15 protein-coding genes are annotated in these 19,367 nt (G+C 63.2%); all 15 read right to left on the bottom strand.

The window, feature by feature from the left end; all coding sequences use genetic code 11:
- Positions 1-32 precede the first annotated feature (32 nt).
- Positions 33-881, bottom strand: coding sequence for a flagellin domain-containing protein (locus tag ACIPG5_RS17760; protein ID WP_401376751.1), 849 nt, complete (start codon positions 879-881; stop codon positions 33-35).
- A gap of 251 nt (positions 882-1,132) precedes the next feature.
- A complete protein-coding gene (locus ACIPG5_RS17755; protein WP_401376748.1) occupies positions 1,133-2,068 on the bottom strand; it encodes a ketoacyl-ACP synthase III in 936 nt (311 codons plus the stop codon).
- A 253-nt stretch (positions 2,069-2,321) separates the two neighbouring features.
- Complete coding sequence (locus ACIPG5_RS17750; RefSeq protein ID WP_401376745.1) at positions 2,322-3,341, bottom strand: NAD-dependent epimerase/dehydratase family protein; 1,020 nt, start codon at positions 3,339-3,341, stop codon at positions 2,322-2,324.
- Positions 3,342-3,364: 23 nt separating this feature from the next.
- Positions 3,365-6,838, bottom strand: coding sequence for a glycosyltransferase (locus ACIPG5_RS17745; protein WP_401376742.1), 3,474 nt, complete (start codon positions 6,836-6,838; stop codon positions 3,365-3,367).
- A 73-nt stretch (positions 6,839-6,911) separates the two neighbouring features.
- Positions 6,912-7,832 (bottom strand): LicD family protein, encoded by a 921-nt coding sequence (locus ACIPG5_RS17740; RefSeq protein WP_401376740.1) that lies wholly within the window; start codon positions 7,830-7,832, stop codon positions 6,912-6,914.
- Between the two features lie 25 nt (positions 7,833-7,857).
- Positions 7,858-8,490, bottom strand: coding sequence for a class I SAM-dependent methyltransferase (locus tag ACIPG5_RS17735; protein WP_401376737.1), 633 nt, complete (start codon positions 8,488-8,490; stop codon positions 7,858-7,860).
- The gene (locus ACIPG5_RS17730) at positions 8,487-9,551 is read right to left on the bottom strand and encodes an FkbM family methyltransferase (RefSeq protein WP_401376734.1); all 1,065 of its coding nucleotides are present in this window, start codon (positions 9,549-9,551) and stop codon (positions 8,487-8,489) included. Before ACIPG5_RS17730 ends, ACIPG5_RS17735 begins: the two co-directional genes overlap by 4 nt.
- Positions 9,544-10,254, bottom strand: coding sequence for a TylF/MycF/NovP-related O-methyltransferase (locus ACIPG5_RS17725; protein WP_401376731.1), 711 nt, complete (start codon positions 10,252-10,254; stop codon positions 9,544-9,546). The genes ACIPG5_RS17730 and ACIPG5_RS17725 overlap by 8 nt, the downstream gene beginning before the upstream one ends.
- 46 nt (positions 10,255-10,300) lie before the next feature.
- Positions 10,301-12,088 (bottom strand): thiamine pyrophosphate-binding protein, encoded by a 1,788-nt coding sequence (locus ACIPG5_RS17720; RefSeq protein ID WP_401376728.1) that lies wholly within the window; start codon positions 12,086-12,088, stop codon positions 10,301-10,303.
- 43 nt (positions 12,089-12,131) lie between these two features.
- Positions 12,132-14,030: an N-acetylneuraminate synthase family protein gene (locus ACIPG5_RS17715; protein WP_401376725.1), complete on the bottom strand. Its 1,899-nt coding sequence runs from the start codon at positions 14,028-14,030 to the stop codon at positions 12,132-12,134.
- Entirely contained in the window at positions 14,027-15,391 is a 1,365-nt protein-coding gene (locus ACIPG5_RS17710) for a CBS domain-containing protein (protein ID WP_401376722.1), read from the bottom strand. The genes ACIPG5_RS17715 and ACIPG5_RS17710 overlap by 4 nt, the downstream gene beginning before the upstream one ends.
- Complete coding sequence (locus tag ACIPG5_RS17705; RefSeq protein WP_401376719.1) at positions 15,388-16,083, bottom strand: sugar phosphate nucleotidyltransferase; 696 nt, start codon at positions 16,081-16,083, stop codon at positions 15,388-15,390. The genes ACIPG5_RS17710 and ACIPG5_RS17705 overlap by 4 nt, the downstream gene beginning before the upstream one ends.
- Positions 16,083-17,405, bottom strand: a complete 1,323-nt coding sequence (rfbH, locus tag ACIPG5_RS17700; protein WP_401376716.1) for a lipopolysaccharide biosynthesis protein RfbH — start codon at positions 17,403-17,405, stop codon at positions 16,083-16,085. The genes ACIPG5_RS17705 and rfbH overlap by 1 nt, the downstream gene beginning before the upstream one ends.
- A complete protein-coding gene (rfbG, locus tag ACIPG5_RS17695; RefSeq protein WP_401376714.1) occupies positions 17,402-18,475 on the bottom strand; it encodes a CDP-glucose 4,6-dehydratase in 1,074 nt (357 codons plus the stop codon). The genes rfbH and rfbG overlap by 4 nt, the downstream gene beginning before the upstream one ends.
- Positions 18,457-19,227 (bottom strand): glucose-1-phosphate cytidylyltransferase, encoded by a 771-nt coding sequence (rfbF, locus tag ACIPG5_RS17690; protein ID WP_401376711.1) that lies wholly within the window; start codon positions 19,225-19,227, stop codon positions 18,457-18,459. Before rfbF ends, rfbG begins: the two co-directional genes overlap by 19 nt.
- Between the last annotated feature and the right edge of the window lie 140 nt (positions 19,228-19,367).

Here is a 19,367-nt window from a genome sequence, read left to right as displayed (position 1 = left end):
CAAGAGCACTCCCCCGCCAGCAACTAGGCAGATTAGCCCAGCAGCTTCAGTACTGCCGACGGCAGCTGGTTGGCCTGAGCCAGAACCGAGGTCGAAGCTTGCTGCAGGGTCTGCTGCTTGGTCAGCTGAGCAGTTTCGGCAGCGAAGTCGGTGTCCTGTACGCGGCCACGAGCAGCTTCGGCGTTTTCGTTGATGTTTTGCAGGTTGTTGATGGTGCTGGTCAGACGGTTCTGCGAAGCACCCAGGTCAGCACGGTTGGTGTTGATGGTCTGCAGAGCGGTGTCGATGGCAGCAACAGCGGCGCTGTAGTTGGTTTCCGACAGGGCGCTGCTGGAGCCCTGGATGTTGATCGAAGAGCCGATACCCAGCGAGGAGGCGTCGAACTTCTGGTTCAGGTTGATGGTGATCTGGTTCACGCCGCCGGTGTTCGAGCCAACCTGGAAGGTCATGGTCGAAGCCGAACCGTCCAGCAGGTTCTTGCCGTTGAGCTGGGTGCTGTTGGCGATACGGGTCAGTTCCGAGGACATCGACTGGAATTCTTTGTCCAGAGCGATACGGTCGTCGGCGCTGTTGGAGTCGTTTCGCGACTGGATGGCCAGTTCACGCATACGCTGCAGAATGTTGGTCTGCTCTTGCATCGCACCTTCAGCGGTCTGGGCGATGGAGATACCGTCGTTGGCGTTTTTGATAGCCATGGTCTGACCACGGATCTGCGAGGTCATGCGGGTAGCGATCTGCAGGCCGGCAGCGTCGTCTTTGGCGCTGTTGATTTTCAGGCCGGAGGACAGGCGGGTCATCGAGGTGGCCAGCGCGTCGGTAGCACGGTTCAGGTTCTTCTGGACGCCCAGGGAGGTGGTGTTGGTGTTAACAGTCAAAGCCATGACGAATTCCTCGTTGGATTGGGTACTACGGCTTCCGGCCTTGGCAATTCGCCGGGTGCGGCACAGAGAACCTTCGTAATGGTTATCGTCGTCTGGGCGGGTTGCTTTAGGGATTTTTCAAAAAAAATTGCTGGCATCCTGCCAGCCCAATGAAATCAAGGGTTTGACGCCAGAATTCAGGCGCTAGCGTGAGATTGCAGCAAACAAAAACGCCACCCGAGGGTGGCGTTCATTTGCGAGGCGGCGCGCGATCAGTTTTTACGCTCGATGATCGCCGAGCCCCACGACAACCCTACGCCGAAACCACTGAGAGCAACGCGCGCATGCTGCGAGCCCATCACGTGCTTTTCCAGCAGCAGCGGAATGCTAGACGACACCGTATTCCCGGTCTCGACCATGTCCTTGACGAACTTTTGCTTGTGCACGCCATCATCGAAGCGCGCCGAGACCGCATCGACAATGGCCGCGCTGCCCTGGTGCAGGCAGTACAGGTCGATGTCGTCAGCGCCCAGTTCGCTGGCTTCGAGCAGCTGTTTGAGGTGCGCAGGCACCTTGACCAGGGCGAAGTTGTAGACCTGGCGGCCGTTCATGAAGAACTTGCCATCGGTGGTGCGCAGATGCTCGGCCCCTGCGCCATCGCTGCCGAACAGCGACTTGCCCAACTGCCAGGTAGCGCCCTCGCCCATCCAGGTCGCGGTGGCGGCATCGCCGAACAACATGGTGGTATTGCGATCTTCCGGGTCGACGATCTTCGAGTACGGGTCTGCGGTGATCAGCAGGCCATTCTTCAAGCCTGCGGCTTCCATGAAGCCCTTCATTGCATACAGGCCATAGACATAGCCGGAGCAGCCAAGCGAAATGTCGAAGGCGGCGAGCGCCGTGGACAGGCCAAGCTTGTGCTGAACGATTGCAGCGGTGTGCGGCAGGCCTTCGGCGTCACCATTCTGGGTGACCACGATGACGGCGTCGATGGAGGCCGGGTCCAGCGATGGATTGGCAGCGAACAGATTCTTGGCGGCCTCGACGCAGAGGTCGGAAGTTTCCTGGGCGGCTTCCTTGCGGGGCAAGAACGTCGAGCCGATCTTGCCAAAGATGAAATCCTGGTCCTTGCCGAATTTCGCGCCCTGGGCGTAGTTGTCCACGCCTTCAGTCGGCACGTAGCTGGCGATGCTTTTAATGCCAATCATATGGCTTCCCAATTCAGTAACAGCGAAATACCCGTCGCGGCCTAAACGACAAAACGCCAGGCGATGGGTGCAAGCCCTATCCCTGACGCTGTGTCCGGGCGACACGACGGTTCCCGGTTTCGACAATATACAGTGAAGATGCCCGTTCTGACTCCCGAGTCACGCGCTTTTTGTCGCCCGACTGAATCCAGGCGCAGCAATCATCCTGCGCCACGCGCCCAGGCCAGCGGCCAATGCCAGCGTGAAGGCCGGCTCAACCGCTCAGGGCAACGGCCCAGCGGCCCATGCTGTCGATGGATTGATCGAGCGTCGTCCAGGTGTCCAGGCCCAACGCACGCGCCTTGCCGATATGCGGCACGTAGTAGGACCGCGCTTGCGCGGCAGTGTCTCGGCCGAGGATTCGTACCGGCTTACCCGGGGCCAGGCGCGCGACCACCCGATGGGCCAGCTCGGCGATGCTCAGTGCATTGTCCGAGCCGACGTTGTAAGCGTGCCCCCCCTCCCCCTTGGCAAGCAGTGCGAGTAGCCAAGCAGCCAGGTCAGCGCCATGCAGGTAACTGCGCACCGCACTGCCGCTGGAATGGAGTACGAGCTCATCTTGATACAAGGCGTCGCGCACGAAGTTGCCGATGGCGAAATGCGCGTCCAATACCAGTCCAGGCCCGGAAAAGGCGAAACAGCGGGTGAAAACCACCTCAAGGCCGTAGCGCTGGGCGTAGAGCGCGGCGAGGGTTTCCTGGGCGCGCTTGCCTTCACCGTAGGCACTGGCAGGCTGCGTACTGTCACAGGCCCCGGTACTGCTTTCCAGTACCGGGCAGGCCCATGGAATCGCGCCATACTGCGCCCCGCTGCCAGTGAACAATACGCGCCGGGCACCGCTGCGCACTGCCAGGTCCAGGACATTGCGGGCGCCTAGCAGGATCGTGTCATAGAGCTGCAGCGCGTCCGCCTGACCGGCACCCAAGGTGTCGGTGGCAGCATGGATCACCCCGTCGAGCCTAACGCCTGCCAGCGCGTGCTCGAGCGAGCGAACATCGGCCTGCAGCCATTGGATCCAGCCTGCGCCGGAATATTCCGGGTTCTGGCAGAGAAACTGCCGGGGCGATCGAGAAACCGCCGTTACCCGGATCGCTGCGCCATTTCGATTGAGGTTGGCAAGCATCGCCAGCAACCATTTACCAAAAAACCCGGTGCAGCCGGTCAGCAGCAAGTGCTGCCGCGACAAGGCCGTCACATCCACATGGGCGGCAATACGCTGGATATCCTGGGCCATCACGGCCTCGACAGGCGATGACCTCATGATGTCGCCCCCAGCCAAGCCTCACGCCATCGCACAAGCGCGGGGCCATCCAGCATCCAGTCCTGCAACACACATTGGCGCAGGTAATCGCCGAGCTGCGCAACAGCATCCAGGTCGCCGACATGCAGCCGGATCGCTTCGACCCATGCAGTGGTGTGGTCAGCTACGCGCTTGACCGGCAATTCGCCGTGGTGCGCTTCGATATCGCTGCAGATCACCGGTACACCGCACACGCCATGCTCCAGCAGGCGCAGATGGCTCTTGCACCGGTTGAGCAAATTGTCGCACAACGGCGCCACGGCCAGGTCGAGGTTCAACGAAGCGAGCTTGCCGGGATACTGGACCGGGGTCACCGCGGCATGGATCTCATGCATGTATGGCCGCAGGTGTTCCGGACAACTGCCAAGCACGACCCAGTGCACTTCGCCAGCCAGCGCCTTGACCGCGTCGGCGATCATATCGAGATCGTCCAGCTCTCCCAGGCCTCCCACCCAGCCCACCCGAGGCTTGTCATCGCAGCGGCGTAGGCTCTGCAGGCCCGCCCACTGCTCGGGCGCAAGGCGATCGCCCAACACCTGGATATCCACGCCGATGCCATCGCAGACCTGGGCCATGAAGTGCGTTGGCACCAGCAGGCGGTCCACGTTTTCGATGCCCAACTGCAGCAAGGCCCACACGTCATCCGGTCGCTGCCGCGCAAAAGGCCCCTGCAGTCGGGCGCCCGGCAGGTAGGTGGCCAGGTCGTAGACCTTGAAGGCCTTGCTGAACACCTTCATGCGACGCATGGCCTGAACATGCGAAGGGTCGAGCGCGCCTTGGATGATGATCGCATCGGGCGCAAAGCGCTCCAGTGCCGGCATTTCCAGCCATTTTCCAAGCCGTGCGCCCTGGATCTGCCCGCATGCGTTCAAGGCATCGAAAGGTTGTTCGAGCCGATGCTGACTACCACCCGTTCCGCTCTCCAGGGCCAGCACCGTCGGCAGTGCGGCCACGGCCGACAGCGGACGCCAGGAAACCGCAGTATCAGCGTAGGCAAAGATCTGGCTACCATCGCCCACGACCAGGTTCGGATTGCTCGCAGCATCCCGCGCGATCGCAGGCAACCAGCGAGCGTACAGGCCATCTTCCTGCTCGACGGTGGCACCCGCCCTTTCGGCGTTACTGATCAACAGCTGGGCGCGCGGTGTCCACACATTCAAGTAACCCTCCTGCCGCAGTTTCAGGCACAGGTCTACGTGCGCCCAAGGCGCCATCTGCGTATCGAAACCGCCCAACGAGACGAACAACGCTCGGCTCACCATCAGGCATCGTTCGCCCAGAGCCGTGTAGTTTTGATCGACTTCCAGGCGATGCAGGTAACCGGGAGCATCGCTCGGCATCCCCTGAAAAGGCGCGGCGACCGGCCCCGACAGCCCCAACAGCAGACCGGCGTCGCAAATCCGGCCATCGCCATCGATCAACTTGGCACCCACGCTTCCCACTTCGGGTCGCATGGCGTGATTGAGCATCTGCGCCAACCAGTCCCTTTCGATCACACCGGCATGGGCATCGAGAAACAGCAGGAACTCGCCACGCCCCGCATTTGCCGCTTGATTCAGCACCGCCTGCGGCTCGAGTTCGGCAGCAAACCGCAGCACCCGCAGATGGCCGGCGGCCATCTGTTCGATGCCTGCCAACCACTGCAGGACAGCCGCATCGTCATTACCATGGTCGAGCAGCAACACTTCGTAATTGTGGTAGTCGGTGCCTTCGAGCAGGCTCTGCAGGCAGCGCTGGGCATAGGCGAGCTGGCCCTGCACGCGGATCAGGATGCTGACGGGTGGGCAACTGTCATGGCCATAGTCAAGCTCGTATCGGCCTGGCCTGCGCGAAGTCACCGCCGCCGCGGGATAGCCGCGCTGCCGCAGGTGCGCTTCGATTGCCTCGCGCTGCGGGGCTAGGTCCTGCAACAGCGGCGCAGGGCCAATCACCAACGGCTCGCTGATATGCCCCAGGCCATCCAGGCCCGCGACCTCGATCAGGCGCAGGATGAAGGCCAACTCGAAGGCATCAGGGTAATCGGCATCGAAACCGCCGAGCCCCAGCCAGACTTCCCGATCGAACAGCCAATGACGGGCCATGGCCGCAGGCAGGCTCAAAAGCAAGTCAAGGTTGAGGGCCGGACGCAGTTGCAATTCGAGCGCACCGCCGCTGCCCTGCAGCGCCTCGTCGGCATACACCGCGCGGCAGTTTGGCGCGGCGGCGCGTTCCAACACCAGGCTCAGCACACCGGAGGCGGTCAGTGTTTCGCCAGCTTCCAACAACATGAAAAGGTCACAGGCGCAGTCGGCAACCTGTGCATTGATGGCCGCCACTAGGCCCTGCCCGCCCGCAATCACCAGGGGCAGCACCGAAAGGCCAGGCGCAGCGAGCGCCGTCAGGCTGTCGACTGTCTTGCGCAGCGCAGCAGGCCCACCCTGGCGATCGACGATCACCACCGCCAGGCGCAGCCCGGGCCGCGTTTGAAGGTACTGGTCGACTTGGGCACGCTGGGCCTCGCTCAGGCTGCGCCGCTCTAGCCAGCGCTGCGCCTCGCTGACCTGTGAACGCACGCGGAACTGCTCGACGGCTTGCTGGGTCACGTCGATGAAATGGTCGAGTGCCGCCCAGAATGTGCGCTGGTGCTGCAACAGGCTCTCGCGCAACAACGGCAGCGTCTGCCTGGCGTGCCGCAGAGTCTGCGGGGTGTTGCCCCAGGCAACGCCGTAGCTGTTGTTCTCATGCTGCGACAGCGGTCGAGGTGCGTAGGCACCCGGCAACACCACGGCGATGCACCCGCACAGGGCGGCCTCTGCCGCCAGGCCCGACGGCTCCGTGCAATAGAAGTACTCGCAGCTCTGGAACAGCGCGGCCAATTCTTCCCAGGAGCCCGGGCTCTGCCCGGTGATCTCCACGGCGTCGGCACCGAGCAGCGCCGGGTCGATCTCCACCTGGCCCTTCCGACCTCGGTAATAGCAGACCTTGCCGGCAATGCGCGTGGCGCTGTCTCCCGGCGGGCAGAAGATGCTGAGGTCGACCGCCGGCATGTACAGCACACGGTCTTCGTCCATGCCCGGTTGCAACAGATCGCGGGTGTAGGCGAACAGCACATCCGTTTCGGCGAACGGGCTGACACTGGCGAGGAATCCTGGCCGATTCAGCAGGTAGCGCACCACCACATTGCCCTTGAACGGGTTGCCATCGACCACCTCCGGGTAAACGATGATCGGCTCCACACCCTGCGCCTTGTGTACCGCGATGACTGCTTCGGTCAGCAGCGGTGTCATCAGACCAGCATTCATGCCTGCTGCCGCGACGTAGGCCTCCTGCCCGGCGCGCATCAAGGCATCGCACAACATGTGCAGTACCCGGATACCCGCCGAACTGCGGCGGTAGTCCGGGGCCATGATGTAGTAAGGGCTGGGTCGCTTGGCAAACAACGAACGGACCATCTGGAACTCCTGACAACTGACCGGTGAACGTGACCGGGCCCACAAAGGGCCCGGTCGCTTCCTGACTGGCGCCTTACAGCGCGCGAATGGAATTGTCGTAGTGCTCGAACAGCACTTCCCCGGAATTGTTGTAATCGGCGAATGACATGTCCTTCTTCGGCACCCGCCACTCTCCGTAGACGAAGTCCAGGTAGCCGTAGGCATCGCTTGGCGCCTTGAGCGTCGCGCCAAACAATTGCACTTGATCGAAACCGTCGAAGTGCCGCTCGGGGCAGAACCATTCCGGCATGGCGCCGATCACCACGGCCGAACCGTCGCGGCGCACCCGGCGCGCGATGTCGGTTTCGAACGGGATGATCGCGTCGCTCCCATCGACGTTGTCGCAGGTGATGCGGATAGCGAAATCGACGCCATGGGTGGCGATCACTTCGATACGCCACTGCACGCCGTCGTGCACCGGCAGGCTGTCACGGTTTTCCCGCACCAACCCGACCAGGTGCTCGAACTGCTCGGCATTCACGGAAAAATCGATATCGTCGTCCCAGGCGATGAAGTCGCCCTCGCGCAAAGCGCCGAGCAACGTACCGAAGTCCAGGTAGAGATCGATGCCTGCAGCATCGGTCATGGCGTCGAGGGCGATCACCAACTCGCTGGCGAGCCGCTTAGTCAACGGCTGGGAGAACGGATGGATATCGCGCATCCCCTTCATTTCACGCTTGCCCGGAATCACTGCCGGCAGATGCTCCAGGCCCAATTCCGTCAGCTGCTTGAGGATACTGTCCGACCAGACGCTAGTGATCACGATTACTTCGCAATCGGACTGGGCAATCTGCTGCGCGGCAATCACCGGGTAGCCATTGAACAGCCCCCCCTGTTTGCCTGGGTCATTGTCGGCCACGGCCAGAATATTCAGTGCCGGGTTCTGCTCGATGAACAGGCCACCACTCTTGCCCGCACCGAAGAGGACGATTTTCTTACCTTGCAGGTCCTGCATGTCAGTTACCTCGGTTCACTGTTGCTCAATTTTTCTGCGCGACGCAACGGCCCACCTTGGCATCTTCGTCGCGGAACTTGGCCAGGCCATGCCCTTCTATCTGGTAGACGATGCTGAACCCTGCCCGCTCGATGCCGGCCAATGCATTGCCATGCTCCAGGTAGCGACGGTAGTGGTCGGTGCCGAAGATCTTGTCCTGGGCTGCATCGTCCACCGTGCGGTATTCGAAGAACACCTGGCTGCCGGAGGGCAGCAGCACGCCCAGCAAGTCCAGCAACGCCGCTGCCTCGGCCTCCTCGATTGCATGCAGGAAGAAGCGTGCATACACAGCCACCTTGCGCTTGCCGAGCAAAAAATCCTGGATGGCCTCGCGGGCGGCACCTGCCGTGGACTGCACATAACGCGCACGATCATGGGCCGAGCGCGACCGGCATAGCTCGATTGCCTCCTTCGAGGCATCCAGCGCCAAAAGCTCGAAGCCATTGGCCGCAAAGAATTCGCTGTCGCGACCATTGCCACAGCCGAACTCGATGATGCCGTCGACGTCTGCGAGTTCGTTGATGACAAACGCGGCAAACTGCGAGGGATACGCCGGCGCGCCCTTTTTACGACTGCTGTAGAAGCTGTCCCAGTAGTTCGACTTTTCCGACAGGCTCATGGTCTTCCCTCATCACTGCTCAGCGCGTACAGCACAGTGTCGAAGGTGCTGTGAGCGTGGCAGCGCAAATAAAATCGATAGTTCAGTCCGTAGCCGTGCAGCTGTTCGAAGATGCTCCACAGGTGTTCGGCGCGGTGATAGATGCTGATGGCCAGGTTCGGCCGATGGCGGGCCAAGGTTTGCCTTGCGCCTTCCAGCGCCGCAGGTTCCTCGCCTTCGATATCCATCTTGATCAAGTTCGGTGCAAAGCCCGCCAAGGCGTCGTCGATGCGCACGCAGGTCACTGTCTCGCCTCCCGACTCGATAAGGTGGCCGCCCGCGCCCAGCGCACCGTCAAAGCCCACCTGGCGGTTGCGGTCAGACACCCCGCAAGGGAAATTCACCGCGTCCAGGCCACGTACGCTCTCGACCAGGGCTGCATAGTTCTGCAGATTCGGTTCGAAGCACGCGACCGATGCGAATGCCACCCCTGCCTCACGCATTTCTGCCACGGTGTCGCCCACGTAGGCGCCGCAATCGATGAAACGCAATGGCTGTGGCCAGGCTGGCAAGTCGGAGGGGAAATACTGGCGTGGCGACGGCGTGGGCAGGCTCAGGTAGTCGCCGCTGGTTCGAAACTCGACGATGCGGTCGAGCAACTCGCGGCTGGCCTGATCGGCCAGGTGCTCGCGCATGAACGCGATACGCTCGGCATGGGCCTGGTAATAAGCGCCTTCAACCAGCCAGTAGCGAAACGGCTGACCTTCAGGCATCAAGTTGACGAACTGGACCAGGCTGAGCACTTGGCCAAAACCCAGCTGGCGCAGGTCTCGCACCACCTCGGCCACATCGACGTAGTTGTTGAACAGGCCGATGATCACACAGGCCTGCGCCGGGTCATGGGCTTGGGCCCAGGCCTGTGCGCTGCTGACGCCGACACCTTGGACCTGGCCCAACGAGGTGTCGCGATCGAGAAAGCCATCGACACGGATATCACGCGCTGCCAGGTAGGCTTGCACACGCTGCCCTGCCAGGCGCGCGCCGTAGACCAGCAAGTGCTTGAAGTTCTGCCGATCAAGCATGGCTGGCTCCCACGCGCACCAGTACCGCGTGACCATTGAGGTTGTGCAGGAAGCGGAAATCCGGGTTGCCCTGGATGAACTCATTGACCAGGCGTGTCACACCCTCGCAACCAAAGAACCCGTAGTCGTCGAACACCACCACCGCACCTGGCAGAAGACGAGGCAATGCCCAGTTCAGGACATCCTGTGCCGACTCGTAGACATCGACGTCGATGTGCAGCAAAGCCAATTGCCCCGTCACCCGTTCGGCGTTCTGCTCGGGGAACATGCCTTGGAGCAACTGCACGCGGTCGGCGACCCCGCACTTACGCGCCAGGGCCTGGACCAGGCCGATATCGGTGTCGGCGTGTTCGCCGCCCTGATAGCGGGTATCGTGGCTGCCAGCCTTGACCACGCCGGCGAAGGTATCGGCGAGGAACACCTGGCGACCAGGGCGCTTGCTGGCCATCGCCAGCAAGCAGCCGGAGCCACCACGCCAGACGCCGACCTCGAGGAAGTCTCCCTCGAGGTGTTCCAGCTGGCGCGCCAGCGACCACAGCTCGTACAAGCGATACTTGTCGACCAGGGTGTTGCCCTGGACTTGCGCCAGTGCTCGCGCGAAGGCCTGGTCGCCCTGCCAGGGCGCATAGCTTGCGTAGGGCAGCAGGCGCTCGTGGTGGATTTCCGGCGAGCGGGCATGCGCCCATGCGCGAGTGCCACGCAAGTAGCGATAACTCCAGCCCGTCAGCGTTCTCTTCAGCCACGCCATATCAGTCGTGCTCCGAAATGGCCATCTGCGCCGCGAACTCATCCCGCGGCAGGAACGGGTACAGATCTTCCAGCGCACCGGTTTCCGGCTTGCCCTGCTCGTTGATGCGCGTCATGACGCGCGGCACGCGCGCTTCTTCGACCTGCACGACGACTTCGCAGACCACCGGGCCGTCGCGCTCGAGCACCGCCAGCAGTTGCTCATCGAGTGCGTCATGGCTGTCGATACGCGCGTAGCCCACCCCGTAGGCGGCGGTGAGTTGCTGCAGGTCGGGCAGTTGCAGGCCGCTGCTGGAATCGGCACCGACCAGTAACTTGAAGTGCGCGTTCTGCGAAGTACGGATCGAGGCGTAACCCTGGTTGTTGATCACGAAGCACTTGATCGGCAACTTCTGCGCCGCCAAGGTGGCCAGTTCCTGGATGTTCATCTGCACACCACCGTCGCCATCCACGCAGATGGTCTGCTTGCGTCCCGCCGCCAGGCAGGCGCCGATGGCCGCCGGCACGCCGAAGCCCATCGAACCGGTGCCGCGGTTGTGGAAGCAGCGCTGGTCCTTCTTCAAACGCAGGTTGAGCAGGAACAGCTCCGATGCGAATCCGGAGCTGCCCGGGGCAATGACGTCGCCTTCTTGGAGCAGGTCCGAAAGCCGGTCGCTGAAGTGGTACATGCTGACGCCCTGGCTGTCGTCGGCATGCTCGGCCTGCAGCAGCGGGTAGCGTGCACGCCAGGTCGCGATCTGCGCGCGCCAGCGGCTGAAGTCAGGCAGACGCTCGGCATTCACCGCCGCCTGCAGTTGCTCGACGAACGGCTTGACGTCGCACACCACCGGCAATTCGATGTCCATCTGCAACTTGGCAATCTCGGCCGGGTCGATATCGACCACGACTTTTTTCGCCTTGGGTGCGAAGTGCGCATGGTTGTAGGCGGTCAGCGCCATGTCCAGGCGCGAGCCGAGCACGATCAGCAGGTCGCAATTTTGCAAGGTGAAGTTGGCCCAGCGCGGCGCGATCGAGCCTGGGCGGCCACCGTACAGCGGATGCTCGTCTTCGATCAGGTCCATCGCCAGCCAGGTTGGCATTACCGGCACCCCAGCACTCTGCGCCAGTTGCCGGAACGCCTCGACTGCCCCCGCCATGCGGATGCCGCTGCCGGCAATGATGCCGGGGCGCTTGGCCTGCTTGAGCAGCGCCAGGGTACGAGCTACCGGCTCGGCCAGGTCGACCGCTGCAGCTGGCGCAGGCAGGCGCGCCCGGCGCAAGGTCGACGGGTCGATCTGCACCGCCTGCACATCCAGCGGCACGTCCAGCCACACCGGGCCACGACGGCCAGTGAGCGCGGCATGTTCCAGTTCGTCGAACACCTCGGCCACGGCCAGCGGGTCGGTCAGTGTCACCGCGCGCTTGGTGATCGACGACACGATCGAGACGATATCGGCTTCTTGCACGCCCAGCATGCGCAAGCCGCTGCCGGCCTTGAGGTCAGCGGTCTTCACCTGCCCTGAGATGAAGAACACCGGGGTGGAGTCCAGCCACGCACCCAAGGTCGCGGTGACCGCGTTGGTCGCGCCCGGGCCGCAGGTGGTCATGCACGCGCTTGGCCCGCCCGACAGTTTGCCGGCAGCTTCGGCGGCGATGCCACAGGCCTGTTCATGCAGGCATAGGATCGGCTCGAGGTCAGGGTGACGGCCCAAGGCATCGTTCAGATGCATGGCACCGCCGCCCGGCAGGAAGAACACCTGTTTGATGCCCAGCTCTGCCAGCCGATTCATGATGTAGTCAGCTACACGCATCTTGTTTCCCATCTCTCAAACCTCAGTTCGCCGAACGTCCGGCTCAATTCAATCGATTCAAAAATGCCAGCGCCGACCAAAAACCTGCGCCGTGATCCTTGTGGCCTTGCCATACCTCTGGAATGAAGCTCGTCTCGGCGTGGGTCTTGATCTGCGCCCAGGCCGCAGGCCAGTCGATGTCGCCAGTGCCCATCAACACGCCTTCGCCGTTGGTGCCCTTGGCGTCGGCCACGTGCAGGTGTGCCGAATACGGCAGCAGCAAGCCCAGGGCCTCCTGGAAGTCGAGGCCGAAGTGGAAGCAGGTCATCTGCAGGTGCGACAGGTCCAGGCACAGGCGCATGCCGCTGTCACGGGCCTGGGCGGCCAGCTCGTCCGGCATCATGAAAATATTCTGGTGACGCTGGCCGCCGAAATGCCAAGGGAACGGCGCCATGTTCTGCGGGATAAGCTCGGTGCTGCCGAAGTCGACTTGCGCGCAGCTCTCGTAGAAGCGCTGGTACAGCTCCGGGCGCATCCCCAAAGGGCGTGGCGCATCGGCAGAGAAGCCGCCAATATTGGCGACGATCAGCCGGGCATCGGCCTCTGGGAAGAAGTCGGCGATCTCCTCGGTGGCCTCCACCACCCGCTGCAGGTTGTCGATGGAGCGCCGGCGGTAGGCTGGGTCATCTGCAACCAGGTCGAGCAACTCGCTGTTCTCGAACAGTTCCGGGGCGTGCACCACCAGGCGCGAACAGGCCACCGGCGCGAGGAACGGCTGCGGCTTGAGACTCAGGTCGCGATAGGACAGGTGAAACTCGAACAGGTCAGGCTCGATGCGCCGGCGGTAGTCGAGGAAATCGTGGTAGCGCACCGGCACTCCCCAGCGCACCGGCATGTCGAAGGCCAGCTTCTGTTCGGGCTGCAGCTCTTGAAGATCGCTTTCGAACAGGAAGTCGCCCTGGGCGATATCACGCTGCGCCGGCTTGCCCAGCAACTCTTCCAGGCGGTAGGGCGCCAGGCCCTGGCCAGGGCTGGCGATGCGCAGCATGTCCGCTTCGAGGACACTGCCACGGGCGATGGGGCGGGCGGCGATCACGCTCTTGCCGAGGTTCTCGCGGTTGAGCAGCTCGCCCTGGCTGGCGTGACGACCGGGCCCCTGCCACGGCAGTGCCAGTTCCAACTGGCGAATGCCTTCGACCAGTTGGCGGAACTCGGTGGGCTCCAGGCTGGCCAGGTGGTCCGGCCCTTCCATGTCACGATCCAGGGTGATGTGGCGCTCCACCAGTTTCGCCCCCAGCGCCACGGCGCCCAGAGTGATGGCGATGCCACGTTCATGCCCCGAGTAGCCAACCAGCCCATGCAACTGCTGCAGGCGCCGCAGATATCCCAACTGGATATCGGACTCCGGAGCCGGATACGCGCTGTTGCAGTGCAGCAGCGCAAACGGCGTGCCCAATGCCTGCAACTGCTCGATCGCACGGATGATCTCGTGCTCGAACGACATGCCGGTGGACAGGATCAGCGGCTTGCCCAGGCTCGCAGCTTTGGCAATCAGGTACGGGTTGCACAAGTCTGCCGAGGCGATCTTCAACGCCGCCACGTCGAACTCGGCAAGCGCATCGACACTCGGCTCGTCCCAGGGCGTGCACAAGTAGGTGATGCCCTTCTGCGCGCAGTATTCGCGCACCTGGCGGTGCTGGTCGAGGCTCAGCTCGACCTTGTCCAGCAGGTCCTGGATGTATTCGACGCCCAGGTCTTCGGCGCGCGAGCCATCGGCCTTGCGCCGGTACAGCGCGTCGCGGTTGCGCAGCTGGAACTTGACGCAGTCGGCACCGGCCTCGATCGCCGCATCCACCAGTTGCCGGGCCAGCTCCAGGGAGCCGTTGTGGTTGTTGCCCACTTCGGCGATGACGTAGACGCGATCGCCGCCAACGGGGACGCCGTCGAGAAGAATGGAAGTCATTGGATTTTCGCTCGCCATGAGGTTACGCCGCTGGATTCAAAGCGGAAATTCTGGGTCTGGCAGCCCACACCCGCCAGCACGTCGATCACGCGCTGGCGCAGTTGCGGCTGCACGTAAAACAGGAAGAAGCCACCGCCGCCGGCACCGAGCAGCTTGCCGCCCACCGCCCCGGCGGCGATTGCCGCATCGTAGATGGCGTCAAGGCGTCCGTGGCTGATCGCCGAGGAAAAGCGCTTCTTCAGCCGCCACGCTTCATCCAGGCATTCACCGACCCCGCGCAACTCGCCACGAATCAGGTGCCGGTGCATGCGCCGGCACAGGGTGACACTGGCGTGTAGCAACTCGGTCTGCGACGCTTCAGCCGCGATCTCTTCGCGCTGCAGTTCATGCAGGCGACCCGAGTCATGGGAAATGCCAGTGTTGCACAGTAGCAGGCACGATTCGAACTCATTACGAATGGCGTCTTCCAGGCGGATCGGGTGCACCAGGTTGCGCTGGTTTTCGAATTCGATCAGGTTGAAGCCGCCGAACGCCGAAGCGTACTGGTCCTGCCAGCCACCGGCGATGCCGAAGCAAAGGCGCTCGGCCTGGAACGCCAGCTCGGCGATCTCGTAGGTGCTCCAGCGGTCCTGGCGCAGCTCATTGAATACCGCGATGGTGGCCGTGGTAGCCGCAGAAGAGCCGCCAAGACCCGACCCCACCGGGAAGTCCGATCGAAGAAACAGGTCGAAGCCGTACTTGGGTTTGATCACCGCCACGATGGTCGCCAGCAAGCTCTTTTCTGGCGCGGCAAGCAAGTCTGCCAGACAAGCGAAATGCTCTTCCCGACCTAGGTCTTCGGCGTGGATATTGATTTGCTTGTCGTTGCGCGGCACCAGCGTGGCATGGGCGTAGAGGCCCACGGTGCAGCTCAGCACGGCGGCCGGATGGTCGATGAAGAAATAGGTCAGGTCGGTGCCGCCTCCGCAGAAACTCATGCGCACCGGCGCCCGCGCCCGCGCCAGCACCGGTACTTCGGCACTGGCAGCCAGCTGGCGGGTATAGACCTCGACCAGCCGTTGCTCGACATCCAAACCTGGTAGGGCAATGTAGCCCAGGTCGAACAACTTGAGCAGTTCTTCACGCGTGGTACCCACAGGTACCGCACGGAACTGACGGTTCATGCAGGCAGTCACCGGCACGTCGGTCTGCCCGCCCTGTAGCAGGTGGCGGCGCACGTCGCCGTTGGTCACCACGCCAACCAGGCGGCCGGCGCCATCGACGACGAAAACGATCTGCAAGGCGCCGGCCTCGATGCGCTCGACAGCGTCGAGGATGCTGTGCTTTTCGCTGATGCTCAGCGTCGTGACGAGTGAATTCATTGGGCGGCGCTCATCTGGAATTCGCTGGAGTAACGGGCAAACGATTCCGGCGTGCCGATATCGATGAATCGCCCCTGGTACTGGCACACAGCAACCGCACTGCGCTGCAGCAAGGCAGGCAACAGATCGCGCTCGAGCGAGCAGGCATGTCCGGCGGCTGCAGCAAACGCCTCAGCGTCGAACGCATAGACCCCGGCATTGATCAGCCCTGGGCCTATCACGCCCTTTTCGTTGATCGCACGCAGCGCGCCGTCTTCGCCAAGCACCAGGCTGCCGTAGCGACTGCGATCGTCGACCTGTACGCCGAGCATCGCGTTGACCGAGGACTGGACCGCCAGGCGGTAGGCTGCGGCATCCAGATAAGTGTCGGCATTGAGCACCAGGTAACGCCCCGCTGCCGGGCTGACATGCAGCGCGTTGAGCAGCGCCCCGCCGGTACCCAGAGGCTCGGCTTCGACCACCAGCTGCAATGCCAGGCCACTGGCCTGAGCCACGGCCGGCAATTGTTCGGCCACCTGGTCGGCTCGGTAGTGGGCACACAGCACCACCTCGGTAATGCCGGCCTGCGCCAGCTGGCACAGCACTGCCTGCAAGAACGGCGCGCCATGCACGCTGACCAGGGCTTTTTGCGAGCCCTGGGTCACGCTCTGCAGGCGCGTGCCGAAGCCGCCGCACAGAACGTAGGCGCGCATCAGCACAGCCTCCGCACGTATTGCTCGATGCTGCTGGCAGCATGTTCCAGGTGATCGTCGGTCAAGCCTGGCCACAAGCCGATCCAGAAGGTGTCCTTCATGACTTTGTCGGTCACCTTCAGCTCACCGGAGACGCGGTATTCCAGGCCTTGCAGGTAAGGCTGGCGCGTCAGGTTTCCGGCGAACAGCAGGCGTGTGCCGACGTTCTGCGCATCGAGGTGGCGCAGCAGGTCCAGGCGCTCGACGCCACAACCGTCGCGCAGCGTCAGCGGGAAGCCGAACCAGGAGGGGTCGCTGTTGGGCGTGGCATGGGGCAGGATCAGCTGATCGCTGCAACCGGCCAGGCGCTCGCTGAGCCAGGTAAAATTGCGCTTGCGCGCGGCGATGAAGTCATCGACCCGGTCCATCTGCGCAAGGGCACAGGCAGCCTGCATGTCGGTAATCTTCAGGTTGTAGCCCAGGTGCGAGTAGGTGTACTTGTGGTCATAGCCTTGCGGCAGGTCGCCCAGCTGCCAGCAGAAGCGCTTGGAGCAGGTGTTGTCCTCGCCCGGGCCGCAATAACAGTCACGCCCCCAGTCGCGGTATGACTCGACAATGCGCTTGAGCAGCGGCGAATCGGTGAACACCGCACCGCCCTCGCCCATGGTGATGTGGTGCGCCGGGTAGAAGCTCAGAGTGCCCAAGTCGCCGAAGCTGCCGACCTGGCGCCCCGCGTAGGTGGCACCGAGGGCATCGCAGCAGTCTTCGATCAACCACAAGCCATAGCGGTCGCACAGCTCGCGCACCACCTTGAGGTTGAATGGGTTGCCCAGGGTGTGGGCCAGCATGATCGCCTTGGTCTTCGGGCTGATGGCCGCCTCGATCAACCCAGGGTCGATGTTGTAGGTGCCCATTTCGATATCCACGAACACCGGCACTGCGCCGAACTGCAGGATCGGATTGACCGTGGTCGGGAAGCCCGCCGCTACGCCGATGACTTCATCTCCTTTGCGTATGGCGCGGTCGCCCAGGCGCGGCGATGTGAGTGCGGAAAACGCCAGCAGGTTGGCCGAGGATCCGGAGTTGGCGGTCAGCGCACCACGGCGCCCCAGGTAGCGCGCCAGGCGCTTTTCGAACGCCTGGTTGAAGCGCCCGGTGGTCAGCCAGCCGTCCAGCACAGCCTCGGTCATCGCCTGTAGCTCCGGCGCGCCGATGACCTTGCCCGATGGCGGCACGGCATGCTGCCCCGGCACGAACGCAGGGGCGGTCAGCTCGAGCTCCGCGTAGCGGCCTACCAGTTCGGCAATTTGCTGGCGCAACTGCTGCGCCGTTTGATCAGTCATTGTTTTCCGCCTTCATGGGCCGCGATCTGCGCGCGGCTGTATTGCTGCATGTCTTGACCCTCGCGCCAGGCGCGATGCCATTCCAGGGTCTGCCGCAGCGCCTGCTGCAGATCCCACTGCGGGCGCCAGCCCAACTGTTGGCGTGCCCGGGATGAATCAAGGGTGAGCAACCCTGCCTCGTGGGGCTGGGCACCGGCTTCTACCGCCCAGTGGGCGTCGCCTGGCCACAGCGAGGCCATCGCCTCGACCACCTCGCCCACGGTCGCCGTGCCTTCGCTGTCAGGTCCGAAGTTCCAGGCCTGAGCCAGTGCCTGGCCCTGCTCAACCAAGGCCTGGGCCAACAGCAGGTAACCCTGCAAGGGGTCAAGCACATGCTGCCAGGGGCGCACCGCCCCCGGGTAGCGCAAGGTCAGCGCCTGGCCTGCGTCCCACGCACGGAGAATGTCGGGCAGCAGGCGGTCGGCCGACCAGTCGCCACCGCCGATCACATTGCCGGCCCGCGCCGTTGCCAAGGCGACACCGCGTTCACGCAGGAACGACTCGCGCCAGGAGGCGCAGAGCAGTTCGACGCAGGCCTTGCTGCTGCTGTAGGGGTCGTGGCCACCTAGGGCGTCCTGCTCGCGGTAGGGCCACAGCCATTCGCGGTTCTCGTAGCATTTGTCGCTGGTCACCACCAGCACCGCACGCACGCTATCGCAGCGGCGCACCGCCTCGAGCAGGTTGAGCGTGCCGGTGACGTTGGTGGCATAGGTCTGCGCAGGCGTACGGTAGGACTCGCGCACCAGCGGCTGCGCCGCGAGGTGCAGGACGATCTGCGGCTCAAAGGTCATCAGGCTGCGCGCCAGCTGATCGGCATCGCGGATATCGGCAAACTCGCCAGCCACCCGCTCGCCCAGGCGGGCGCTGTCGTGCATGGCAGGTGAGGTGCAAGGTGCCAGCGAATAGCCGTACACCTCGGCACCCAGCTCGCTGAGCCACAACGCCAGCCAACTGCCCTTGAAACCGCTGTGGCCGGTCAGGAATACCCTGCGCCCGGCCCAGAAACTGCGGCTTACGACCATACCCGCCATTGCGCCTCTCCCGACTTCCAGCGCTCTTCCAGGTAGGTACGGTCACGCAGGGTGTCCATCGCCTGCCAGAAGCCACGGTGGGTATGGGTCATCAACTGACCGTTGCTGGCCAGGGCACGCATGGGTTCGTATTCCCAGGTGGTGTCATCGCCTTCGATGTAGTCGAAGATGCCCGGCTCGAGCACGAAGAAACCGCCATTGATCCAGCCGCCGTCGCCCAAGGGCTTTTCCTGAAAACCATGCACCTGCTCGCCACGCACATCCAGCGCACCGTAGCGTCCCGGAGGCTGCACGGCGGTGACCGTCGACAGCTTGCCGTGCCCCTTGTGGAAATCGATCAGCGCCGGAATATCGACGTCGGCGACACCGTCGCCGTAAGTCAGGCAGAAGGTGTCGTCTCCGACATAATCGCGCACACGCTTCAGGCGCCCGCCAGTAGCGGTGTTGTCCCCGGTGTCGACCAGAGTCACGCGCCACGGCTCGGCATTGCGGTTATGGATGTGCATGCGGTTTTCCGACATGTCGAAAGTCACGTCGGACATGTGCAGGAAGTAGTTGGCAAAGTACTCCTTGATCACATAGCCCTTGTACCCCAGGCAGATCACGAAGTCGTTGATGCCGTGATGGGAGTAGATCTTCATGATGTGCCAGATGATCGGCTTGCCACCGATCTCGATCATCGGCTTGGGGCGAAGGTGCGATTCTTCGCTGATGCGTGTACCCAGGCCGCCGGCCAGGATGACTGTTTTCATTGTCGACTCACCTTGAGAGGCCGATGCCCCGACCGGGCTGACAAAATACTGACCAATTCAGCAACTTGGGCAGGCGAAGCAAAAAGATTGCCAACTTGCCCCGCGACGAGGCCACAGCAGGCGAATGGCATGAAAAAGCG

The organism is Pseudomonas sp. NPDC087029 (assembly GCF_044745345.1).
Taxonomy (GTDB): Bacteria; Pseudomonadota; Gammaproteobacteria; order Pseudomonadales; family Pseudomonadaceae; genus Aquipseudomonas; species Aquipseudomonas faucium.
This window is presented reverse-complemented; position numbering and strand designations above follow the sequence as displayed.